Origin of the sequence: Paraburkholderia sp. D15, from assembly GCF_029910215.1 — a bacterium.
GTDB lineage: Bacteria > Pseudomonadota > Gammaproteobacteria > Burkholderiales > Burkholderiaceae > Paraburkholderia.
Window position 1 is genome coordinate 4375858 of record NZ_CP110395.1, and the last position, 16851, is coordinate 4392708.

The window sequence follows — 16851 nt, forward strand, 5'->3', positions numbered from 1 at the left end:
GTCTGGTCACGGGTGCACGCTGATAAACACGGTTTCAGGGTTGCCGACGAAATAGAACTTTACGTACCACCCGCCGGATTCAATGATATGAACGTCGACAGAAGGAACCCTGTGATGCGGTGACGACTTGTATTGCGCGCCGTTGCTTCGTGTAATGAGCTTCTCGACGAACTGGGCGCTGACTTGCCCGGTGGATAGAAGCGGGAAATTGTCGATGAAATTTTTTTCGATAGAAGCCTGAATGCGGACCGCCCGCCCATAAAAAAACCCCGCCGAAGCGGGGTTCCCAGACGTCTCAAGCAAACCGCGAAAGCTTACTTGCCGCCCACGCTTTGCAGCGTCGTCCACTTGCCGTCGACAACCTTGTACAGCGTGATGCCACCGTTCTTCAGGTCGCCCTTGGCGTCGTACGCCAGGTTAGCCGACGTCACGGCCGGCATCGAGGTCTTCGCCAACAGCGGCAAGTACTTCGCCGGATCGGTCGAGTTCGCCTTCTTCATTGCGTCGAACATGGCCATCGCGCCATCGTAAGCGTACGGCGAGTACGTTTGCACGTCTTCGTTGAAACGCTTCTTGTACTTCGCGACGTAGTCCTTGCCGCCCGGCATTTCTTCCAGCGGCAGGCCCGCCAGCGACGCCACCGTGCCGTTCGCCGCATCGCCCGCGATCTGGATGAACGTCGGCGTGTGGACCATTTCGCCGCCCATCAGCGGCGCCTTGATGCCCAGCGCCTTCATCTGCTTGACCATCGGTGCCGCTTGCGAATCCGCGCCGCCGTAATAGATCAGGTCCGGGTTGACCGACTTCACCTTGGTCAGGATCGACTTGAAGTCGACGGCCTTGTCGTTCGTGTATTCACGATCGATCACGTTGCCGCCTGCTGCCTTCGCCGCCTTCTCGAACTGATCCGCCAGACCCTGGCCGTAAGCCGTGCGGTCGTCGACGATCACGATCTTCTTCATGCCCAGCGTCTTGACCGCGAACGTGCCGGCGACCGAACCTTGCTGCGTGTCGGACGTCATCATGCGGAACGTGGTCTTGAAGCCTTGCTGCGTGTACTCAGGCGCCGTTGCCATCGCGATTTCGGGGATGCCCGCGTTCGCGTAGATGCGCGACGCCGGAATCGTGGTGCCCGAGTTGAAATGGCCCAGCATGCCCTTGATGCCGTCATCCACCAGCTTCTGCGCGACGGTCGTACCGGTGCGCGGGTCAGCCTGGTCGTCGGCCGAATCCAGCACGAAGCGAACCTGCTTGCCGCCGATCACCGGCTTGGTCGCGTTCATGTCTTCGACAGCCAGCACGATGCCGTTCTGGAAGTCCTTGCCGTAGTGCGCCTGCGCACCCGTCATCGGACCCGCGAAACCTACCTTCACGTCTTCCGTCGATTGAGCGTTGGCCGTCCCCGCCAGCGACATCGCCGCAACCAGTGCTGCGCCTGCCAGCTGTTTCATCTTGTGTTGCATAGCTTCTCCTTGGTACCAGGTGTGGATGGAGCGGTTCCGGGGTCGCCGTGCCGCTTCCGTTCTATTGCGCAATTGAACTGAGGTTCGCTCAACCAATCGTCATCAAATTCGCATTACCGCCTGCCGCCGCGGTATTCACGCTGACCGAGCGTTCCGTCAACAGACGCTCCAGCGCGTAATCCTCGTCGCCGCTTTCCAGCGCGCGTGCCGCCACGCCTTGCACCGACACGATCGGACCGCTGCGCTTCGCGACTTCCTTCACCAGCGCGAGCAGCTCGTCGCTGTCGCCTTCGAACAGCACGGCATCGAACGGCGTATCGGCGCTCTTCTTCACGCTCGCATACGGCTTCAGCGAAGCGGGCAACTGGGACGCCAATTGTTCACCTGCCGCGCCTTCGAACAATGCGCGATTTCCCGTAGCCAGCGCCGCGGCAAACTGCACGCGCGCACCGCTTGCCGTCGACGCGACGCACAGCACCGTGCCGCGCGCGCCCAGCGTGTAGGTGTTGCGCTCGCCGGTCGGCCCCGACAGCACCGCGGTCGCGCCCGCCGGCACATGCGACAGATAGCCGTCGCAGCGCGCCGCCAGTTGCGGCTGACGCTCGGCGATCAGCCAGTCGCGCAGCGCGGTCAGCGCGGCGGACGGATTATCCGCGTTGCCATTGCCTTGCGGTACGTCGGCGATCAACGATTGCGCCAGCGACTTCGGCAAACCCGCCGGCCGCGTCGCCAGCAGACGTTGCAGATACAACGCGCCGCCCGCCTTCGGACCCGTGCCCGACAAACCTTCGCCGCCGAACGGCTGCACGCCCACCACCGCGCCGATCACGTTGCGGTTCACATAAATATTGCCGACGTGCGCGCGGCTGATCACGTGCGCGATCGTTTCGTCGATCCGCGTGTGAATGCCGAGCGTGAGGCCGTAGCCGGTCGCGCGGATCTGTTCGAGCAGCTTGTCCAGCTGGCTGCGGCGATAACGCACCACGTGCAGCACCGGACCGAACACTTCACGCTTCAGTTCGTCGATGCTGTCGAGCTCGATCAGCGTCGGCGGTACGAAGGTGCCTTGCGCGCAACCTTCCGGCATCGGCAGCTGTTCGATCTTGCGGCCCTTCTCGCGCATTGCCGCGACGTGGGCGTCGATGCCGCGCTTCGCGTCGAGATCGATCACCGGGCCGACGTCGGTCGACAGACGGTCCGGATTGCCCACGGCCAGCTCGCGCATCGCGCCGGTCAGCATTTCGAGCGTGCGGTCCGCAACGTCGTCCTGCAGACAAAGAACGCGCAACGCGGAACACCGTTGACCGGCCGAATCGAACGACGATTGCAGCACGTCCGCGACCACCTGTTCGGCGAGCGCCGACGAGTCGACGATCATCGCGTTCTGGCCGCCAGTTTCGGCGATCAGCGGAATCGGCTTGCCGTCCGGGTCGAGACGATTCGACAGCGTCTTGTTGATCAGGCGCGCCACTTCGGTCGAGCCGGTGAACATCACCGCGCGGGTGCGCGCGTCGGCCACCAGCGCGGCGCCGACCGTTTCGCCGTTACCCGGCAGCAGTTGCACCGCGCCCGCCGGAACACCGGCTTCGCGCAGAATCCGCACGGCTTGCGCGGCGATCAGCGGCGTCTGTTCGGCCGGCTTCGCGAGCACGGTATTGCCGGCCGCGAGGGCGGCAGCCACCTGACCCATGAAAATCGCCAGCGGGAAATTCCACGGGCTGATACACACCACCGGACCGAGCGGGCGATGCGTGTCGTTCGAAAACTCGCTGCGAATCTGCGTCGAGTAGTAGCGCAGGAAGTCGATCGCCTCGCGGATTTCCGCGACCGCGTTCGCCAGCGACTTGCCGGCTTCGCGCACCACCAGACCCATCAGCGTGTGCATCTGCGCTTCGAGCAGATCGGCGGCACGGGCGAGGCAATCGGCGCGCGCGTCGACCGGCGTGGCTTGCCAGATCGGTGCGGCGGCCACCGCATGCGCCAGCGCGGCGCTCACGTGTTCCGGCGTCGCTTCGACCACGGTACCCACGAGATCGCGTTGATCGGCCGGGTTGCGCACGTCGCGCGCAACGCCCACGGCGATTTCGTTGTCTTCGAGCATCGGGGCGGCGCGCCACGGATGGTTCGCGCTCGCCAGCAGTGCCGACGACAACGACGCCAGCCGATGCTCGTTCGACAGATCGAGGCCCATCGAATTGAGACGCTCGGCGCCGTACAGATTGCGCGGCAGCGGGATTTTCGCGTGCGGCGCGCCGAGCGGGACGACCTTCGACGCTTCGTCGACCGGATCGGCGATCAGCTCCTTGATCGCGACGCTTTCGTCGGCAATCCGGTTCACGAACGAGGTGTTCGCGCCATTCTCCAGCAGACGGCGCACGAGGTACGCAAGCAGAGTTTCGTGCGTGCCGACCGGCGCGTACACGCGGCACGGACGGTTCAGCTTGTCGCGGCCGGTGACTTCCTCGTACAGCGGTTCGCCCATGCCGTGCAGGCACTGGAACTCGTACTGACCGGGGTAGTAGTTATTGCCCGCGAGGTGATAGATCGCCGACAGCGTGTGCGCATTGTGCGTGGCGAATTGCGGATAGACCGCGTCCGGCGCGGCGAGCAGCTTCTTCGCGCAAGCGACGTACGACACGTCCGTGTAGATCTTGCGCGTGTAGACCGGATAGCCTTCCAGGCCGTCCACCTGCGCGCGCTTGATTTCGGTATCCCAGTACGCGCCCTTCACCAGACGCACCATCACGCGGTGACGGCTGCGACGCGCGAGGTCGATCACGTAATCGATCACGAACGGGCAACGCTTCTGATACGCCTGCACCACGAAGCCGATGCCGTTCCAGCCGGCCAGGTCCGGATCGAAGCACAGCGCTTCGAGCAGATCCAGCGAGAGTTCGAGACGGTCGGCTTCCTCGGCGTCGATGTTCAGGCCGATATCGTAGCGGCGCGCGAGAATCGCCAGCGCGCGCACGCGCGGCAGCAGCTCGCTCATCGTGCGTTCCTGCTGCGAGCGCGAGTAACGGGCGTGCAGCGCGGAGAGCTTGATCGAGATGCCCGGGCCTTCGTAGATGCCGCGGCCGCCGGCGGCCTTGCCGATCGCGTGGATCGCCTGTTCGTACGACGCGTAGTAGCGCTGTGCGTCGGCTTCCGTGGTGGCCGCTTCGCCGAGCATGTCGTACGAGTAGCGGAAACCGCGCGCTTCGTATTTGCGGCTGTTGGCCAGCGCTTCGGAAATGTTCTCGCCGGTGACGAACTGCTCGCCCATCAAGCGCATCGCCATATCGACGCCCTTGCGGATCAGCGGTTCGCCGCCCTTGCCGATCAGACGCGTAAGCGCCGACGACAGGCTCGTTTCGCTGTTGGTCGTCACCAGCTTGCCGGTGATCATCAAGCCCCACGTCGCGGCGTTGACGAACAGCGACGGCGCCTGGCCGACGTGCGACTTCCAGTCGCCCTTGCTGATCTTGTCGCGAATCAGCGCATCGCGGGTTGCGCGGTCGGGAATCCGCAGCAGCGCTTCGGCGAGGCACATCAGCGCGACGCCTTCCTGGCTCGACAGAGAGAACTCGTGGATCAGCCCTTCGACGCCGCCGCCCTTGCTCTTGGTGCGCAGCGTCTCGACCAGCTTGCCGGCCATGGCCTGCACGTCGCCCGCGAGATTGGCCGGCAGACGCGCCTGACCCAGCAGGAACGGCACGCACTCCGGCTCCGGACGACGATACGCCGCCGTAATCGCCGCGCGCAGCACCGACTGCGGTTGCACGTTCTGCGCGAAGTCGAGAAACGGATGCGACGCGCTGTCCTCGTCCTGTTCCACCGTGGCGCCATCGGCGAGATCGGCGGAGCCCGTTGCGCCGGACAGCTCGGCCGGCAACTGGCCGTGCTCGATCTTTTCGAGGTAAGCGAAGATTGCCTGCTTGATGAGCCAGTGCGGAGTGCGTTCGAGGCGGGTAGCGGCATCTTTCAGCCGGGAACGCAGGAGGTCGTCGACCTTGACGCCGAGGGTGGTGCTAGCCATGTTTCCTTCTTCGGATACCAGACGAATTCGCTGGCGAAAGACTAAAAGTTGGCGAATCGTACGCCTCCCAATAAAAAGGTGCAACCATACTCAGTATATGGTTGCACCTTCTTCAAATCCTTGTCTGGCGGGGGTTTGCGCCCGGTGGCGCGGCGCGCGGCGAGGCCGGTTGCGATCAGTACTTTCCCTGGCGTGATTCTTTTTGCATTTACCCTTATCAAACGGGACGGCGCGCCGTTATAGAGAACATGGCGGCAGGCGGCCTGAGCGGCACGCAAAAAAACGAAACGGGGTTTGGCGATCTAGAGGACTGGCGAAATGGAAAAGTGGCTCGTGGTATTGGGTATCTGGGCGATGTGCGCGACCTGCGCGGTGCTGTTTATTCGCGGCGCGACGGGTGGCGGGGGCAAGCGCGTGGCCGACGAAGGACGCGCGCGCGCGGCATCGCGGGCCTCGGCGGGGGATACGCGGGCTGCGTTGAACGACTGAGCGATTGCGCGATTCGAGGTTAGGACGCGCGCGGGGTGGTGCGGTTTGCCTTGATGATTAGCCGTTCCCAGCGTCTTAAATATCGAGCGGATCGACTTCGACGCTCCAGCGCAGCACACCCTTGAGGTTTCGCAGCAGCGGTTGCCACGCGCGCAACGTCGCCTGCAACGCCGCCCGCGACGCACTTTCGATCAACAACTGCGCGCGATGCACGTGCATCACCTTGACGATCGTCAGCGGCACGGCATCGTAGACGGTCATGCGTTCGGCGGCGGGAATGCTGGTCAATGCCGCGGCGGCCTGCTGCAGGAACGCGAGCGCGGCTTCGAGCGTACGCCCCTCCGCGCGCAGCAAGGCCTGGTACACGAACGGCGGCAGATGCGCGTCGCGCCGCTCGGCCAGCGTCGAATTGGCGAAGCCGACATAGTCCTGGCGCCCCAACGCGTGATACAGCGCGTGACGCGGGTAGCGGGTCTGCACCAGCACTTCGCCCGGCAAACCGCCGCGTCCAGCACGGCCGCTCACCTGCATCAACTGCGCGAACAGGCGCTCACTTGCGCGGAAATCGTGCGAGAAGAGCGCGGTATCGGCATTCAGCACGCCGACCAGCGACACGCGCTGAAAATCATGCCCCTTCGCGATCATCTGCGTGCCGACGAGAATGTCGACCTCGCCCGCGTGCACATCCGAGAACAGCGCCTGCGCGCTGCCTTTACGGCGCGTGCTGTCGGCGTCGATCCGCAGCACGCGGGCGCCCGGCACCGCGCTCGCGAGCGTTTCCTCGACGCGCTGCGTGCCGCGTCCCATCGGCGCGATATCGACGTTGCCGCACTCCGGACATGAGCGCGGAATACGCGACTCCCAACCACAGTGATGACAACGCAGCGCGCGCTCGGGCTTGTGCAGCACCACATAGGCGCTGCAACGCGGGCAACCGGCGACCCAGCCGCAGGCATCGCAGGCAAGTTGCGGCGCGTAGCCGCGACGGTTGAGAAACACGAGGCTTTGCTCGCCGCGTTCGAGCCTTGCGCGCAAGGCGGCGAGCAACGGTCCCGACAGACCTTCCACGGACGCGCGTCCGCGCCGCCGTTCTTCCTCCAGGTCGATCAGCCGGACGGTCGGCAGCACCGCATCGGCCACCGCGCGGCGCGACAGCGTCAAACGCTGGTAGCGCCCCTGATCGGCCTGCCACCAGCTTTCCAGCGACGGCGTCGCCGAGCCGAGCACCACCGGCACGTCGAGCTGCTTGGCGCGGTAGATCGCGAGATCGCGCGCCGAGTAGCGCAAGCCCTCCTGCTGCTTGTACGCCGGATCGTGCTCTTCATCGACGACGATCACGGCCAGGTTCGGCAACGACGCCAGCACCGCGAGACGCGTGCCGAGCACGATGCGCGCGCGGCCCGTGTGCGCGGCGAACCAGTTGCGCGCGCGTTCGCCCTCGGCGAGACCGCTATGCAGCGTGACGATCGACGCGCCTTCCAGCGCGGCGAAGCGGGCGCGGAAGGCGGCCTCGAACTGCGGCGTCAGATTGATTTCGGGCACCAGGACGAGCGCCTGCGCGTCCGGCTTCGCCTCCAGAATCGCGGCGAGCGCACGCAGATAGACCTCGGTTTTGCCGCTGCCTGTCACGCCGTGCAGGAGGAAAGGGGCGAAGCCGTCCGCGCCGCGAATCGCGTCGACGGCGGCGGCCTGTTCATCGGTGAGCGTCGGGAGTTGGGGCGTGGGCGTGTCGGGCAACAGCGGCGCGGTCAGCGCCGCGGCGGCGTCGATCATGTCCAGCGCGACCCAGCCCTCGGCTTGCCATCCTTCCAGCGTGGCAATGGCCTTGGGGTGCAGCGCGCGCGCGTCGGCGGCCAGCAAGAATTCGGCTTCGGCCAAGGCCTGTGCGAGTTTTCGGAGCGCGCTGGCACGCGCCGGCAATGCATCGGGCAGCGCCACGCGGCCTTCCGGCGTCAGGCTGTAGCGCTCTTCCGGCGCGAACAGGCGCGACCAGCGGGAGGCGTCGCGTAAAGCCTGGGGCAAGGCGGGCAGCGCGACTTCGCCGAGCCCGCGCTGGTAGTAGTCGGCGGCGAAAGCGGCCAGCTTGAGCCATTGCGCCGAGACCGGCGGACAGGCATTGCACAGGCCGCTGACTGCCTTCAGGCGATCCGCCGGCACGTCACTGTGAGCGGTTACTTCGCAGACGAGGCCCACCACGTGGCGCTTGCCGAACGGCACGCTGACCAGCATGCCTGGGGCGGGACGTTCGCCCGCGCCGCACCGATAGTCGAACAATGTCGGCAGCGGATGATCTAGCGCAACGCGGACGAACACGTCGCTCACGCCACCTCGCCGCGTGGACGCGCCGGCGTGGCACGATGCCACGCCCCCATGTACGCGATGCGCATGCCGAGCCCGTCGAAGTTAAAGTAAAACTTCAATTTCGGCGCTAAGTTTTGGATTCGGCTGAACAATTGCAATCGGCCCGCGTGCCTGTGGATAACTTTGTTGAGAACTTCGCTGGGAAGCGCCGAAACCCGCGCCGTAGCGGCCTTCTGTGGGCTTCCGCACTTTGCGCCACGAACCCCGCAAACCCTTGCCAGATAAGGCTTAGATCAAACGCGCCAGCAATGTGCAAGGGTCTCGGTACGACGAAAGCTTCTACCGCGCCGCAGCGTGAAGAATGTGTATAAGTCAAGTCTTGACTTTCGCGAGACCGCCATCTGACGGCCCGCAGCCCTGCCTGTTTTCCCTTAGACCGAGAGCCCACTTCGCCGCGTTGCAGCAAAAGTGGTAACGATTACGGCTTCATGCCGGTGCATGCGCGCCGCTTCGAATCGCGCGGCTGTGCCGGTGCACTTCATCGACGAGTTCGGCGACGTGTTCCGGCGGTGTGAATTGCGAAATGCCGTGGCCGAGATTGAAGACATGCCCCGGATGATTGCCGAAGCTATCCAGTACCGCGCGCGCTTCCATGCGGATTGCCGCGGGCGGCGCAAACAGCACGGACGGGTCGATATTGCCTTGAAGCGCCACCTTGCCGCCGACGCGCTCGCGCGCCTCGCGCAGATTCACCGTCCAGTCGAGACCGACCGCGTCGACGCCGATATCGGCGATCTCATCGAGCCACAGGCCGCCGCCCTTCGTAAAGGTGATCACCGGTACTTTCTCGCCGTCGTGCTCGCGCTTCAGCTGACTCACGACCTGCTGGATGTAGTGCAGTGAGAAGCGCTGATAGACGCCGTCCGCGAGCGCGCCGCCCCACGTATCGAAAATCATCACGGCCTGCGCGCCGGCTTCGATCTGCGCGTTCAGATAAGCCGCCACCGACCGCGCGTTGATGTCGAGAATGCGATGCATCAGATCGGGCCGCGCATACAGCATGGACTTGACCGTGCGGAAGTCGGACGAACCGGCGCCTTCGACCATGTAGCACGCGAGCGTCCACGGGCTGCCCGAAAAACCGATCAGCGGCACACGCTGGCGGCCTTGCGCGTCCGTCAGCGCGGTGCGGATTTCACGCACGGCGTCGGTAACGTAGCGCAGCGTGGCGTCGATGTCCGGAACCGCGAGACGCGCAACGTCTTCTTCGGTGCGCACCGGATGCGCGAATTTCGGCCCTTCGCCCGCGACGAACTCCAGCCCCAGCCCCATTGCGTCTGGCACCGTCAGGATGTCCGAAAAGAGGATGGCGGCGTCCAGCGGATAGCGCTCGAGCGGTTGCAGCGTGACCTCGGTCGCGAACGCGGGATTCTTCGCGAGACCGAGGAAACTGCCCGCCCGGCCGCGCGTGGCGTTGTATTCCGGCAGGTAGCGGCCTGCCTGTCGCATCAGCCAGATCGGCGTGTAGTCGGTCGGCTGGCGCAGCAGCGCGCGCAGGAAAGTGTCGTTCAGGAGTTTATGGGCCACGTTGCGTACGACTGAAGGCAAAGGGGCATTTTACCGGACCCCGCTCCCGGCATCGCGCTTGATGCGGGTAATAACTGTCGCGCGACCGACTGCCACATGCAGTCTGCCATTGCCGGCCGCCCGAACGCGACTCGGCTGAACGGCTAATGTTCAAGCCCGAATTGCCGGGCTATCATCCGACGACCTTACCAGACAATTACACGCCAACAAGGAGACCCGATGAACAGGACAGCATTCGCATTGCTCGGCGTTGTGGCCGGTGTTTTGATGCACGCGGGCGCGGCAATCGCGCAGACCAGTCCGGCGGCGGCCCCACCTTCCCGGCTCGACGAAGTGCTCGCGCGCGGCACGCTGCGCGCCTGTACCACGGGCGACTACAAGCCCTACTCGTTCTACAAGCCGGATGGGCAGTTCGAAGGGATCGACATCGACATGACGGAATCGCTCGCCAAGTCGCTGGGAGTGAAAGCGGAGTACGTGAAAACGTCGTGGTCGAACCTGATGAACGACTTCGTCGCCAAATGCGATATCGGCGTGGGCGGCGTGTCGCCGACGCTGGAGCGGCAAAAGCGCGCGTTCTTCACGCAGGCGTACATGGTCGACGGCAAGACGCCGATCGTTCGATGCGACGACGTGAACAAATACCAAACCGTCGCGCAGATCGATCAGCCGTCCACGCGCGTGATCGTCAATCCGGGCGGCACCAACGAGCGTTTCGCGAAGCAGTACTTCCCGCACGCGAACCTGACTGTGTATCCGGACAACGTGACGGTTTTCAAGCAGATACTGTCGGGCAAAGCCGACGTCATGGTGACGGACGCCTCCGAAACCCTGCTGCAGCAGAAGCTGAATCCGGGCCTGTGCTCGGTTCATCCGGACAAGCCGTTCCAGTACGGCGAAAAGGCCTGGTTACTGCCGCGCGGCGATGTCGCGTTCCAGCAGTACGTCGATCAGTGGTTGCACCTTGCACGCGCCACGGGCGAGTACCAGGCGATTTCGGACAAGTGGCTGAAATAAGGGAAACAGATCGCCCGAGGCCGTTGATGGCGTCGGGCGAATTCGGCAATGCAACATGACAGGACGCTTTTATCCGAAGATATTTCTTAATTAATTAGATCGCCTGTAACAAAGCCGCATATTGCAAATAAGATGCGGATACAACCATTTCATGCGGAATTGACTGAACGGATTACGCTGCGCGATGCGTCACGAATAGCATCAATCATGCGTATGAAATTGCGATCCTGTCATAGGTAAAATTTACGTTTAAAACGTTTCCGTTTGGCAATAAGTCCCGCAACGCCTTATCTGGCGGGCGTTACAACCTGAAACACTTTGTTACCGCGCTCATAAGTTAATTCGCCCACAATGCCCTCAACGGTTTCAACACGGATGTGGCTGGGTGCATGGTGTGAGCGGATACGATGCACCTGCCGGTCGGCGCTTGCCGAAGCCCTGTGAAGGGGCATCCCTGCTGGGGCCGTACTCGACGCTGGGGCGTCGTGCTCAATCGGTTCCACCTTTGGTCTCCTCGCGCTAACCCCGTAGCGTGTGGTTTTTAGCGGGCTCCAGGCCCGCTTTTTTTTCGTCTGGTCAAACGTTTGCGCGCTGCGGCATCGCCAGGAGAAAGCCCTGCTGGCGAGGCTTCTGGCTGATTGTCGGCGTGTCCGGCAAACGGTTTTCCCTCTTCTTAGTCGCGCGTTACTGTTCCCACGCGGCGTGGGGATCTTGACGTCATTGCGCTGCCGCCCATTCAATCTGAGCGGCAGATGCATCTGGTTCTCAGGCTGTTTTGTCTTCCCGCAACTTCAGTTCGCTGATCATCCGTTCGCGCATGATGAATTTCTGCACTTTGCCGGTGACAGTCATCGGCAATTCATCGACGAAGCGGATGTATTTCGGCACCTTGTAATGCGCGATCTGCCCTTGGCAAAACTGCTGGATTTCCTCCGGCGTCGCCTGTTCTCCCGCTCGCAAAACCACCCACGCGCAGACCTCCTCACCGTACTTCGGGTCTGGCACGCCGAACACCTGCACGCTCTGGATCTTCGGATGGCGGAACAGAAACTCCTCGATCTCGCGCGGATAGATGTTTTCGCCGCCGCGAATCAGCATGTCTTTCAGCCGGCCGACGATATTGCAATAGCCCTCGGCGTCGAGCGTGGCCAGATCGCCGGTATGCATCCAGCCGTCGATGATGTTTTCGCGGGTCTTCGCTTCGTCGCCCCAATAGCCTTGCATCACCGAATAGCCACGCGTGCATAGTTCGCCGGTTTCACCCACCGGTACGATCTCGCCAAGCGGATCGACGATTTTCACCTCCAGATGCGGCTGGATACGGCCAACGGTCGTCGTCCGCTTGTCCAGTGGATCGCTGGTCGAACTCTGGAACGACACCGGGCTGGTTTCCGTCATGCCGTAAGCGATCGTGATCTCGCTCAAATGCATCTTCGAGACGACCTTTTTCATCGTCTCGATCGGACACGGCGAACCGGCCATGATGCCGGTTCGCAGACGCGAAAAATCGTACGTGTCGAAGCTCGGATGATCGAGTTCGGCGATGAACATCGTCGGCACGCCATGCAGCGCCGTGCACTTCTCCTCGGCGACGGCGGCGAGCGTCGCCGCCGGGGCGAAGCCCTCGCCGGGAAACACCATGTTCGCGCCGACCGACACGCAAGCCAGCACCGACAGCACCATGCCGAAGCAGTGGTAGAGCGGCACGGGAATGCACAGGCCGTCCTGTTCGGTCAGGCGCATCGCCATCGCAATGTAGCGCGCGTTGTTGACCACGTTCCGGTGCGTGAGCGTCGCGCCCTTCGGATTGCCGGTGGTACCGCTGGTGAACTGGATGTTGATCGGCTCGTCCACATGCAGAGTCGCGCCAATCGCATCGAGTTTCGCGGTATCGAGCGTCGCGCGCCCTTGCTCGATCACGTCGGAAAACGAAAGCATGCCCGGCGTGTCGGTGTCGCACATGCGGATGACCAGCCGCAAGCCGGGCAAACGCGTGGCGTGCAGATCGCCCGGCACGGCGCTCGCCAGTTCGGGCGCGAGTTCCTGCAACATGTGCAGATACATCGACGATTTGAAACGCTCCGCCGCGATGATCGCCTTGCAATCCACCTTGTTCAGCGCGTATTCGAGTTCGGCCAGGCGATAAGCCGGATTGATGTTCACCAATATCGCGCCGATCCGCGCGGTCGCGAATTGCGTCAGCAGCCACTCGACGCGATTCGGCGACCAGATGCCGACGCGATCGCCCTTCGCGATCCCCAACGCCGCCAGCCCCGACGCCAGGATGTCGACTTCGTCGGCAAACTCCTGCCATGTCCAGCGAATCTGCTGCTCGCGGAACACCACGGCGGGTCGGGTCGGAAACTGTCGCGCGGTGTCCCGAAGAAACTGGCCGACGGTTGCATCGCTGAGCGGGATTTGCGTCGAACCACGCACGTAGGAGAGATTGTCTTGCGGCTCGATAAGCGCGGATTCGTCTGCTGCCTGACTTGCCATGGTGGTGTCTCCGAGAGGCAATCGTTGCGCTATTGAAATGAAATTGAAGCCATTTGTGCGGCGATTGTGCCATTAGCCGCCGACGCGGCGGCATCAAGTGTTACCCGCACCGGCTGGGCCTGGGTGCTACTCCGCGCGATGACTATCTGGTTTGTCAGCCCGAGTCGACCACGATCATCGCGCGCTGGATTGGCGTCCCCCGTCACCGAAAACAAGGTGAAGATGGTCACACCGAAAGCCAGCGAGAACAACGATTACGGTGGTTGTTCTACCCGCTTCCGGCTCATTTGGGTGCAACGCTAGTGGCGGCATGGCGATCGATGACACCGTGGACTTGATGCTTCGAAGGAAATGGAAATGAGAGCAGTCAGCAACACGTACCATTCAGCAACCGGTGTGACGCACGCACCGATCCGGCCGGATATCGCGCGCCCCGTTTCGCCCCCGAGCCGCGGCGATGCCGCGCTTGGCGGCGCATTACGCGAGGCGCTGAATATTCCCTTGTCTTATGCGGTGAAGCGCCCAGGAGGCGAGTTGGCGCCGACGGCCAATCAGCCCAATCTCTATCGCGACGGACGCGGCGGACAATTCATCCATGACGGCACAAACTGGTTTCCGGTGCGCCACGACGTGGACAACGGCACGTTGCGCGTATGGCAACCCGGCAATACGGCCAAGCCGCAATACCCTGTCCGCACGAATGCCGGGGGTAACTTTGAAGTTCACCACGATGTCGGACTTAAAGGCGGAGCGCCCATCAAGAACAAATGGGACAGTCCGTTCGGCTCGTCTGATAGCCCGTTTGGCGGCTCTGGCGGTGCATCTGGCAGTTCCGCGAGTCCGTTCGGCGCCTCTGGAGGATCGAGTCTCGAAAACCGGCACAAACTATCGAGACAGCTAAGCGAACTGTCGGGTACCCACCAGCCCGGTAGCTATGCGAACACCGTCAACGTCGTCAACCACGGACTTCAGCGCTTGAACGTCGGCTTGTCCGATCAATCCTTCGGACATGTATCAAATAACCTCCATCGCGTGGAGAACGGTCAAATGACGAATGCTGAAGCATCGTCTTCGGAGTATCGGACCTTCATGAACGACGTCTGCCGTGGCGATGGCTCCCCTACGGATAAAAACTGGGCGCTCTTCGGCGCTGCCTTGAATCGTGTTGCCGGTGTGCCGTATCACGCCGAGACAGACATCACCAACATGCACCTGAATCGAAATCAGGATCCTTTGACGCGATTGAATATGCAGGCATTTGTCCAGAATGACTGGAAGGGCTGACGCCGCGCATCGCGCGTGAACAACGATTGATTCCAGCAAATAAAAAAGGGCTCCCGTTGAGGAGCCCTTCTTCGTTCCCGGCGTTGCGTCAACCTGCGCGACTTACATCGCGGCGACGGTCGACGTTCGCAGAGTGTTTCTTTAGTTCTGACCGCGCAGCTTGCGCAGACGCTGGATCGCAGCGAGCTGAGCCGTCGCATACGCCAGCTCCGCTTGCGCGGTTGCGTATTCGAGGTTCGAACCCGTGTTTTGCAGCGCTTCTTCCGCACGCTTGCGTGCATCTTCTGCCTTGGCTTCGTCGAGATCCTTGCCGCGAATGGCGGTGTCGGCGAGAACCGTCACGGCGCCCGGCTGGATTTCAAGAATGCCGCCGGCAACGAACACAAACTCTTCTTCACCGTTTTCAGCTTCGATGCGCACCGCACCCGGACGAATCCGCGTAATCAGCGGCGTGTGGCCCGGCAGAATGCCGAGTTCGCCCGCTTCGCCCGGCAGTGCGACGAACTTCGCCTGGCCCGAGAAGATCTGCTCTTCCGCGCTGACGACGTCTACTTTGATTGTTGCCATAAGTGTCGACTCCTGTCGGCGAGAGTTCGCGCTTTTGCGCTCGCCCTCGTCTCATGCAAGGCTGGGTTAAGCGTAGTAAGAGGCGCCGGTTTGGCGAAACCGGTACCGTTTCATCGGTACCGATACGCGCGAGGCCGGCGCCCGCTTCGTTACACCCGACCTTTACTGGATCTTCTTGGCCTTCTCGAAGGCTTCGTCGATCGTGCCGACCATATAGAACGCTTGCTCCGGCAGGTGATCGCATTCGCCTTCGACGATCATCTTGAAGCCGCGGATCGTTTCCTTCAGCGGCACATACTTGCCCGGCGAGCCCGTGAACACTTCAGCGACGTGGAACGGCTGCGACAGGAACCGCTGGATCTTACGAGCGCGCGCAACGGCGAGCTTGTCTTCCGGTGCGAGTTCGTCCATGCCCAGAATCGCGATAATGTCGCGCAGTTCCTTGTAGCGCTGCAGCGTTTGCTGCACGCCGCGCGTGATCGAGTAGTGTTCTTCGCCGATCACGTTCGGGTCGATCTGACGCGAGGTCGAATCGAGCGGGTCCACTGCCGGGTAGATACCCAGCGATGCGATGTCACGCGACAACACGACGGTTGCGTCCAAGTGGCCGAAGGTCGTGGCCGGCGACGGGTCGGTCAAGTCATCCGCAGGGACGTACACGGCCTGGACCGAGGTAATCGAACCGGTCTTGGTCGACGTAATACGCTCTTGCAGCTTGCCCATTTCTTCAGCCAGCGTCGGCTGATAGCCCACTGCCGACGGCATACGGCCGAGCAGTGCCGACACTTCCGTGCCTGCCAGCGTGAAACGGTAGATGTTGTCGACGAAGAACAGCACGTCGAGGCCTTCGTCACGGAAGTGCTCAGCCATCGTCAGGCCGGTCAGCGCAACGCGCAGACGGTTGCCCGGCGGCTCGTTCATCTGGCCGTACACCAGCGCGACCTTGTCGAGAACGTTCGAGTCCTTCATTTCGTGATAGAAGTCGTTCCCTTCGCGGGTACGCTCGCCAACACCGGCGAACACGGAGTAACCACCGTGTTCCTTCGCGATGTTGTTGATCAGTTCCATCATGTTCACGGTCTTGCCCACGCCGGCGCCACCGAACAGGCCAACCTTACCGCCCTTGGCGAACGGGCAGATCAGGTCGATAACCTTGATGCCGGTTTCGAGCAGTTCCGTCGACGGCGACAGTTCGTCGAACGCCGGAGCCTTCTGGTGAATACCGCGAACCACGTCCGAGTTGATCGGGCCGGCTTCGTCGATCGGGCGACCCAGCACGTCCATGATCCGGCCGAGGGTCGGCTTGCCGACAGGCACGCTGATCGGCTTACCCGTGTTCTTCACGACCGTGCCACGGCGCAGACCGTCCGATGCACCCAGACAGATGGTACGGACGACGCCGTCGCCCAGCTGTTGCTGGACTTCGAGGGTCAGTTCCGAACCGTCGAGAATGAGCGCGTCGTAAATCTTCGGCATGGATTCACGCGGAAATTCCACGTCGATCACCGCGCCGATGCACTGTACGATCTTGCCTTCTACCAAAGCAGTAGTACTCATCGCTTTTCCTTTAGATACTCAATTCTTCACTCGCGCAAAGGCGCAGTTTCGATGGGCCGCCTGGGCGGGGTG

11 protein-coding genes are annotated in these 16851 nt (G+C 62.7%); 3 read left to right on the forward strand and 8 right to left on the reverse strand.

Annotation, left to right across the window (positions count from 1 at the left end):
* Positions 1–6: 6 nt before the first annotated feature.
* The 3 genes from LFL96_RS19175 to putA all read right to left on the reverse strand — a co-directional run bounded on the left by LFL96_RS19175 (position 7) and on the right by putA (position 5481).
* Complete coding sequence (locus tag LFL96_RS19175; RefSeq protein ID WP_280996787.1) at positions 7–348, reverse strand: hypothetical protein; 342 nt, start codon at positions 346–348, stop codon at positions 7–9.
* Positions 315–1463, reverse strand: coding sequence for a branched-chain amino acid ABC transporter substrate-binding protein (locus LFL96_RS19180; RefSeq protein ID WP_280996788.1), 1149 nt, complete (start codon positions 1461–1463; stop codon positions 315–317). The genes LFL96_RS19175 and LFL96_RS19180 overlap by 34 nt, the downstream gene beginning before the upstream one ends.
* 88 nt (positions 1464–1551) lie before the next feature.
* Positions 1552–5481, reverse strand: coding sequence for a trifunctional transcriptional regulator/proline dehydrogenase/L-glutamate gamma-semialdehyde dehydrogenase (gene putA / locus LFL96_RS19185; RefSeq protein ID WP_280996789.1), 3930 nt, complete (start codon positions 5479–5481; stop codon positions 1552–1554).
* Positions 5482–5799: 318 nt separating this feature from the next.
* Here putA and LFL96_RS19190 point away from each other — a divergent pair, with 318 nt between their 5' ends.
* The gene (locus LFL96_RS19190; RefSeq protein ID WP_280996790.1) at positions 5800–5970 is read left to right on the forward strand and encodes a hypothetical protein; all 171 of its coding nucleotides are present in this window, start codon (positions 5800–5802) and stop codon (positions 5968–5970) included.
* 75 nt (positions 5971–6045) lie between these two features.
* Here LFL96_RS19190 and LFL96_RS19195 read toward each other — a convergent pair whose 3' ends face one another.
* Positions 6046–8292 carry a primosomal protein N' gene (locus tag LFL96_RS19195; protein ID WP_280996791.1) on the reverse strand — a complete coding sequence of 749 codons (2247 nt, stop codon included), beginning with the start codon at positions 8290–8292 and terminating at the stop codon, positions 6046–6048.
* A 465-nt stretch (positions 8293–8757) separates the two neighbouring features.
* Complete coding sequence (gene hemE / locus LFL96_RS19200) at positions 8758–9858, reverse strand: uroporphyrinogen decarboxylase (RefSeq protein ID WP_280996792.1); 1101 nt, start codon at positions 9856–9858, stop codon at positions 8758–8760.
* A gap of 219 nt (positions 9859–10077) precedes the next feature.
* Between hemE and LFL96_RS19205 the strand changes: the two genes are divergently transcribed.
* Positions 10078–10875, forward strand: a complete 798-nt coding sequence (locus LFL96_RS19205) for a transporter substrate-binding domain-containing protein (RefSeq protein WP_280996794.1) — start codon at positions 10078–10080, stop codon at positions 10873–10875.
* Positions 10876–11640: 765 nt separating this feature from the next.
* Here LFL96_RS19205 and LFL96_RS19210 read toward each other — a convergent pair.
* On the reverse strand, positions 11641–13371 hold the full coding sequence (locus tag LFL96_RS19210; protein WP_280996795.1) for an AMP-binding protein: 1731 nt from the start codon (positions 13369–13371) through the stop codon (positions 11641–11643).
* A 357-nt stretch (positions 13372–13728) separates the two neighbouring features.
* On the opposite strand from LFL96_RS19210, the gene LFL96_RS19215 reads away from it, so the two are divergent.
* Entirely contained in the window at positions 13729–14655 is a 927-nt protein-coding gene (locus tag LFL96_RS19215; protein WP_280996796.1) for a hypothetical protein, read from the forward strand.
* Between the two features lie 141 nt (positions 14656–14796).
* Here LFL96_RS19215 and LFL96_RS19220 read toward each other — a convergent pair whose 3' ends face one another.
* Both LFL96_RS19220 and atpD read right to left on the reverse strand, forming a co-directional pair.
* Positions 14797–15222 carry a F0F1 ATP synthase subunit epsilon gene (locus LFL96_RS19220; RefSeq protein WP_012434800.1) on the reverse strand — a complete coding sequence of 142 codons (426 nt, stop codon included), beginning with the start codon at positions 15220–15222 and terminating at the stop codon, positions 14797–14799.
* A gap of 162 nt (positions 15223–15384) precedes the next feature.
* Positions 15385–16779, reverse strand: coding sequence for a F0F1 ATP synthase subunit beta (gene atpD / locus LFL96_RS19225; protein WP_280996798.1), 1395 nt, complete (start codon positions 16777–16779; stop codon positions 15385–15387).
* Positions 16780–16851: the final 72 nt, after the last annotated feature.

Bases quoted from the DNA above. Each gene is read 5' to 3' on its own strand.
- LFL96_RS19180 (WP_280996788.1), bottom strand. From the start codon at position 1,463: ATGCAACACAAGATGAAACAGCTGGCAGGCGCAGCACTGGTTGCGGCG.
- putA (WP_280996789.1), bottom strand. From the start codon at position 5,481: ATGGCTAGCACCACCCTCGGCGTCAAGGTCGACGACCTCCTGCGTTCC.
- LFL96_RS19190 (WP_280996790.1), top strand. From the start codon at position 5,800: ATGGAAAAGTGGCTCGTGGTATTGGGTATCTGGGCGATGTGCGCGACC.
- LFL96_RS19205 (WP_280996794.1), top strand. From the start codon at position 10,078: ATGAACAGGACAGCATTCGCATTGCTCGGCGTTGTGGCCGGTGTTTTG.
- LFL96_RS19210 (WP_280996795.1), bottom strand. From the start codon at position 13,371: ATGGCAAGTCAGGCAGCAGACGAATCCGCGCTTATCGAGCCGCAAGAC.
- LFL96_RS19215 (WP_280996796.1), top strand. From the start codon at position 13,729: ATGAGAGCAGTCAGCAACACGTACCATTCAGCAACCGGTGTGACGCAC.
- LFL96_RS19220 (WP_012434800.1), bottom strand. From the start codon at position 15,222: ATGGCAACAATCAAAGTAGACGTCGTCAGCGCGGAAGAGCAGATCTTC.
- atpD (WP_280996798.1), bottom strand. From the start codon at position 16,779: ATGAGTACTACTGCTTTGGTAGAAGGCAAGATCGTACAGTGCATCGGC.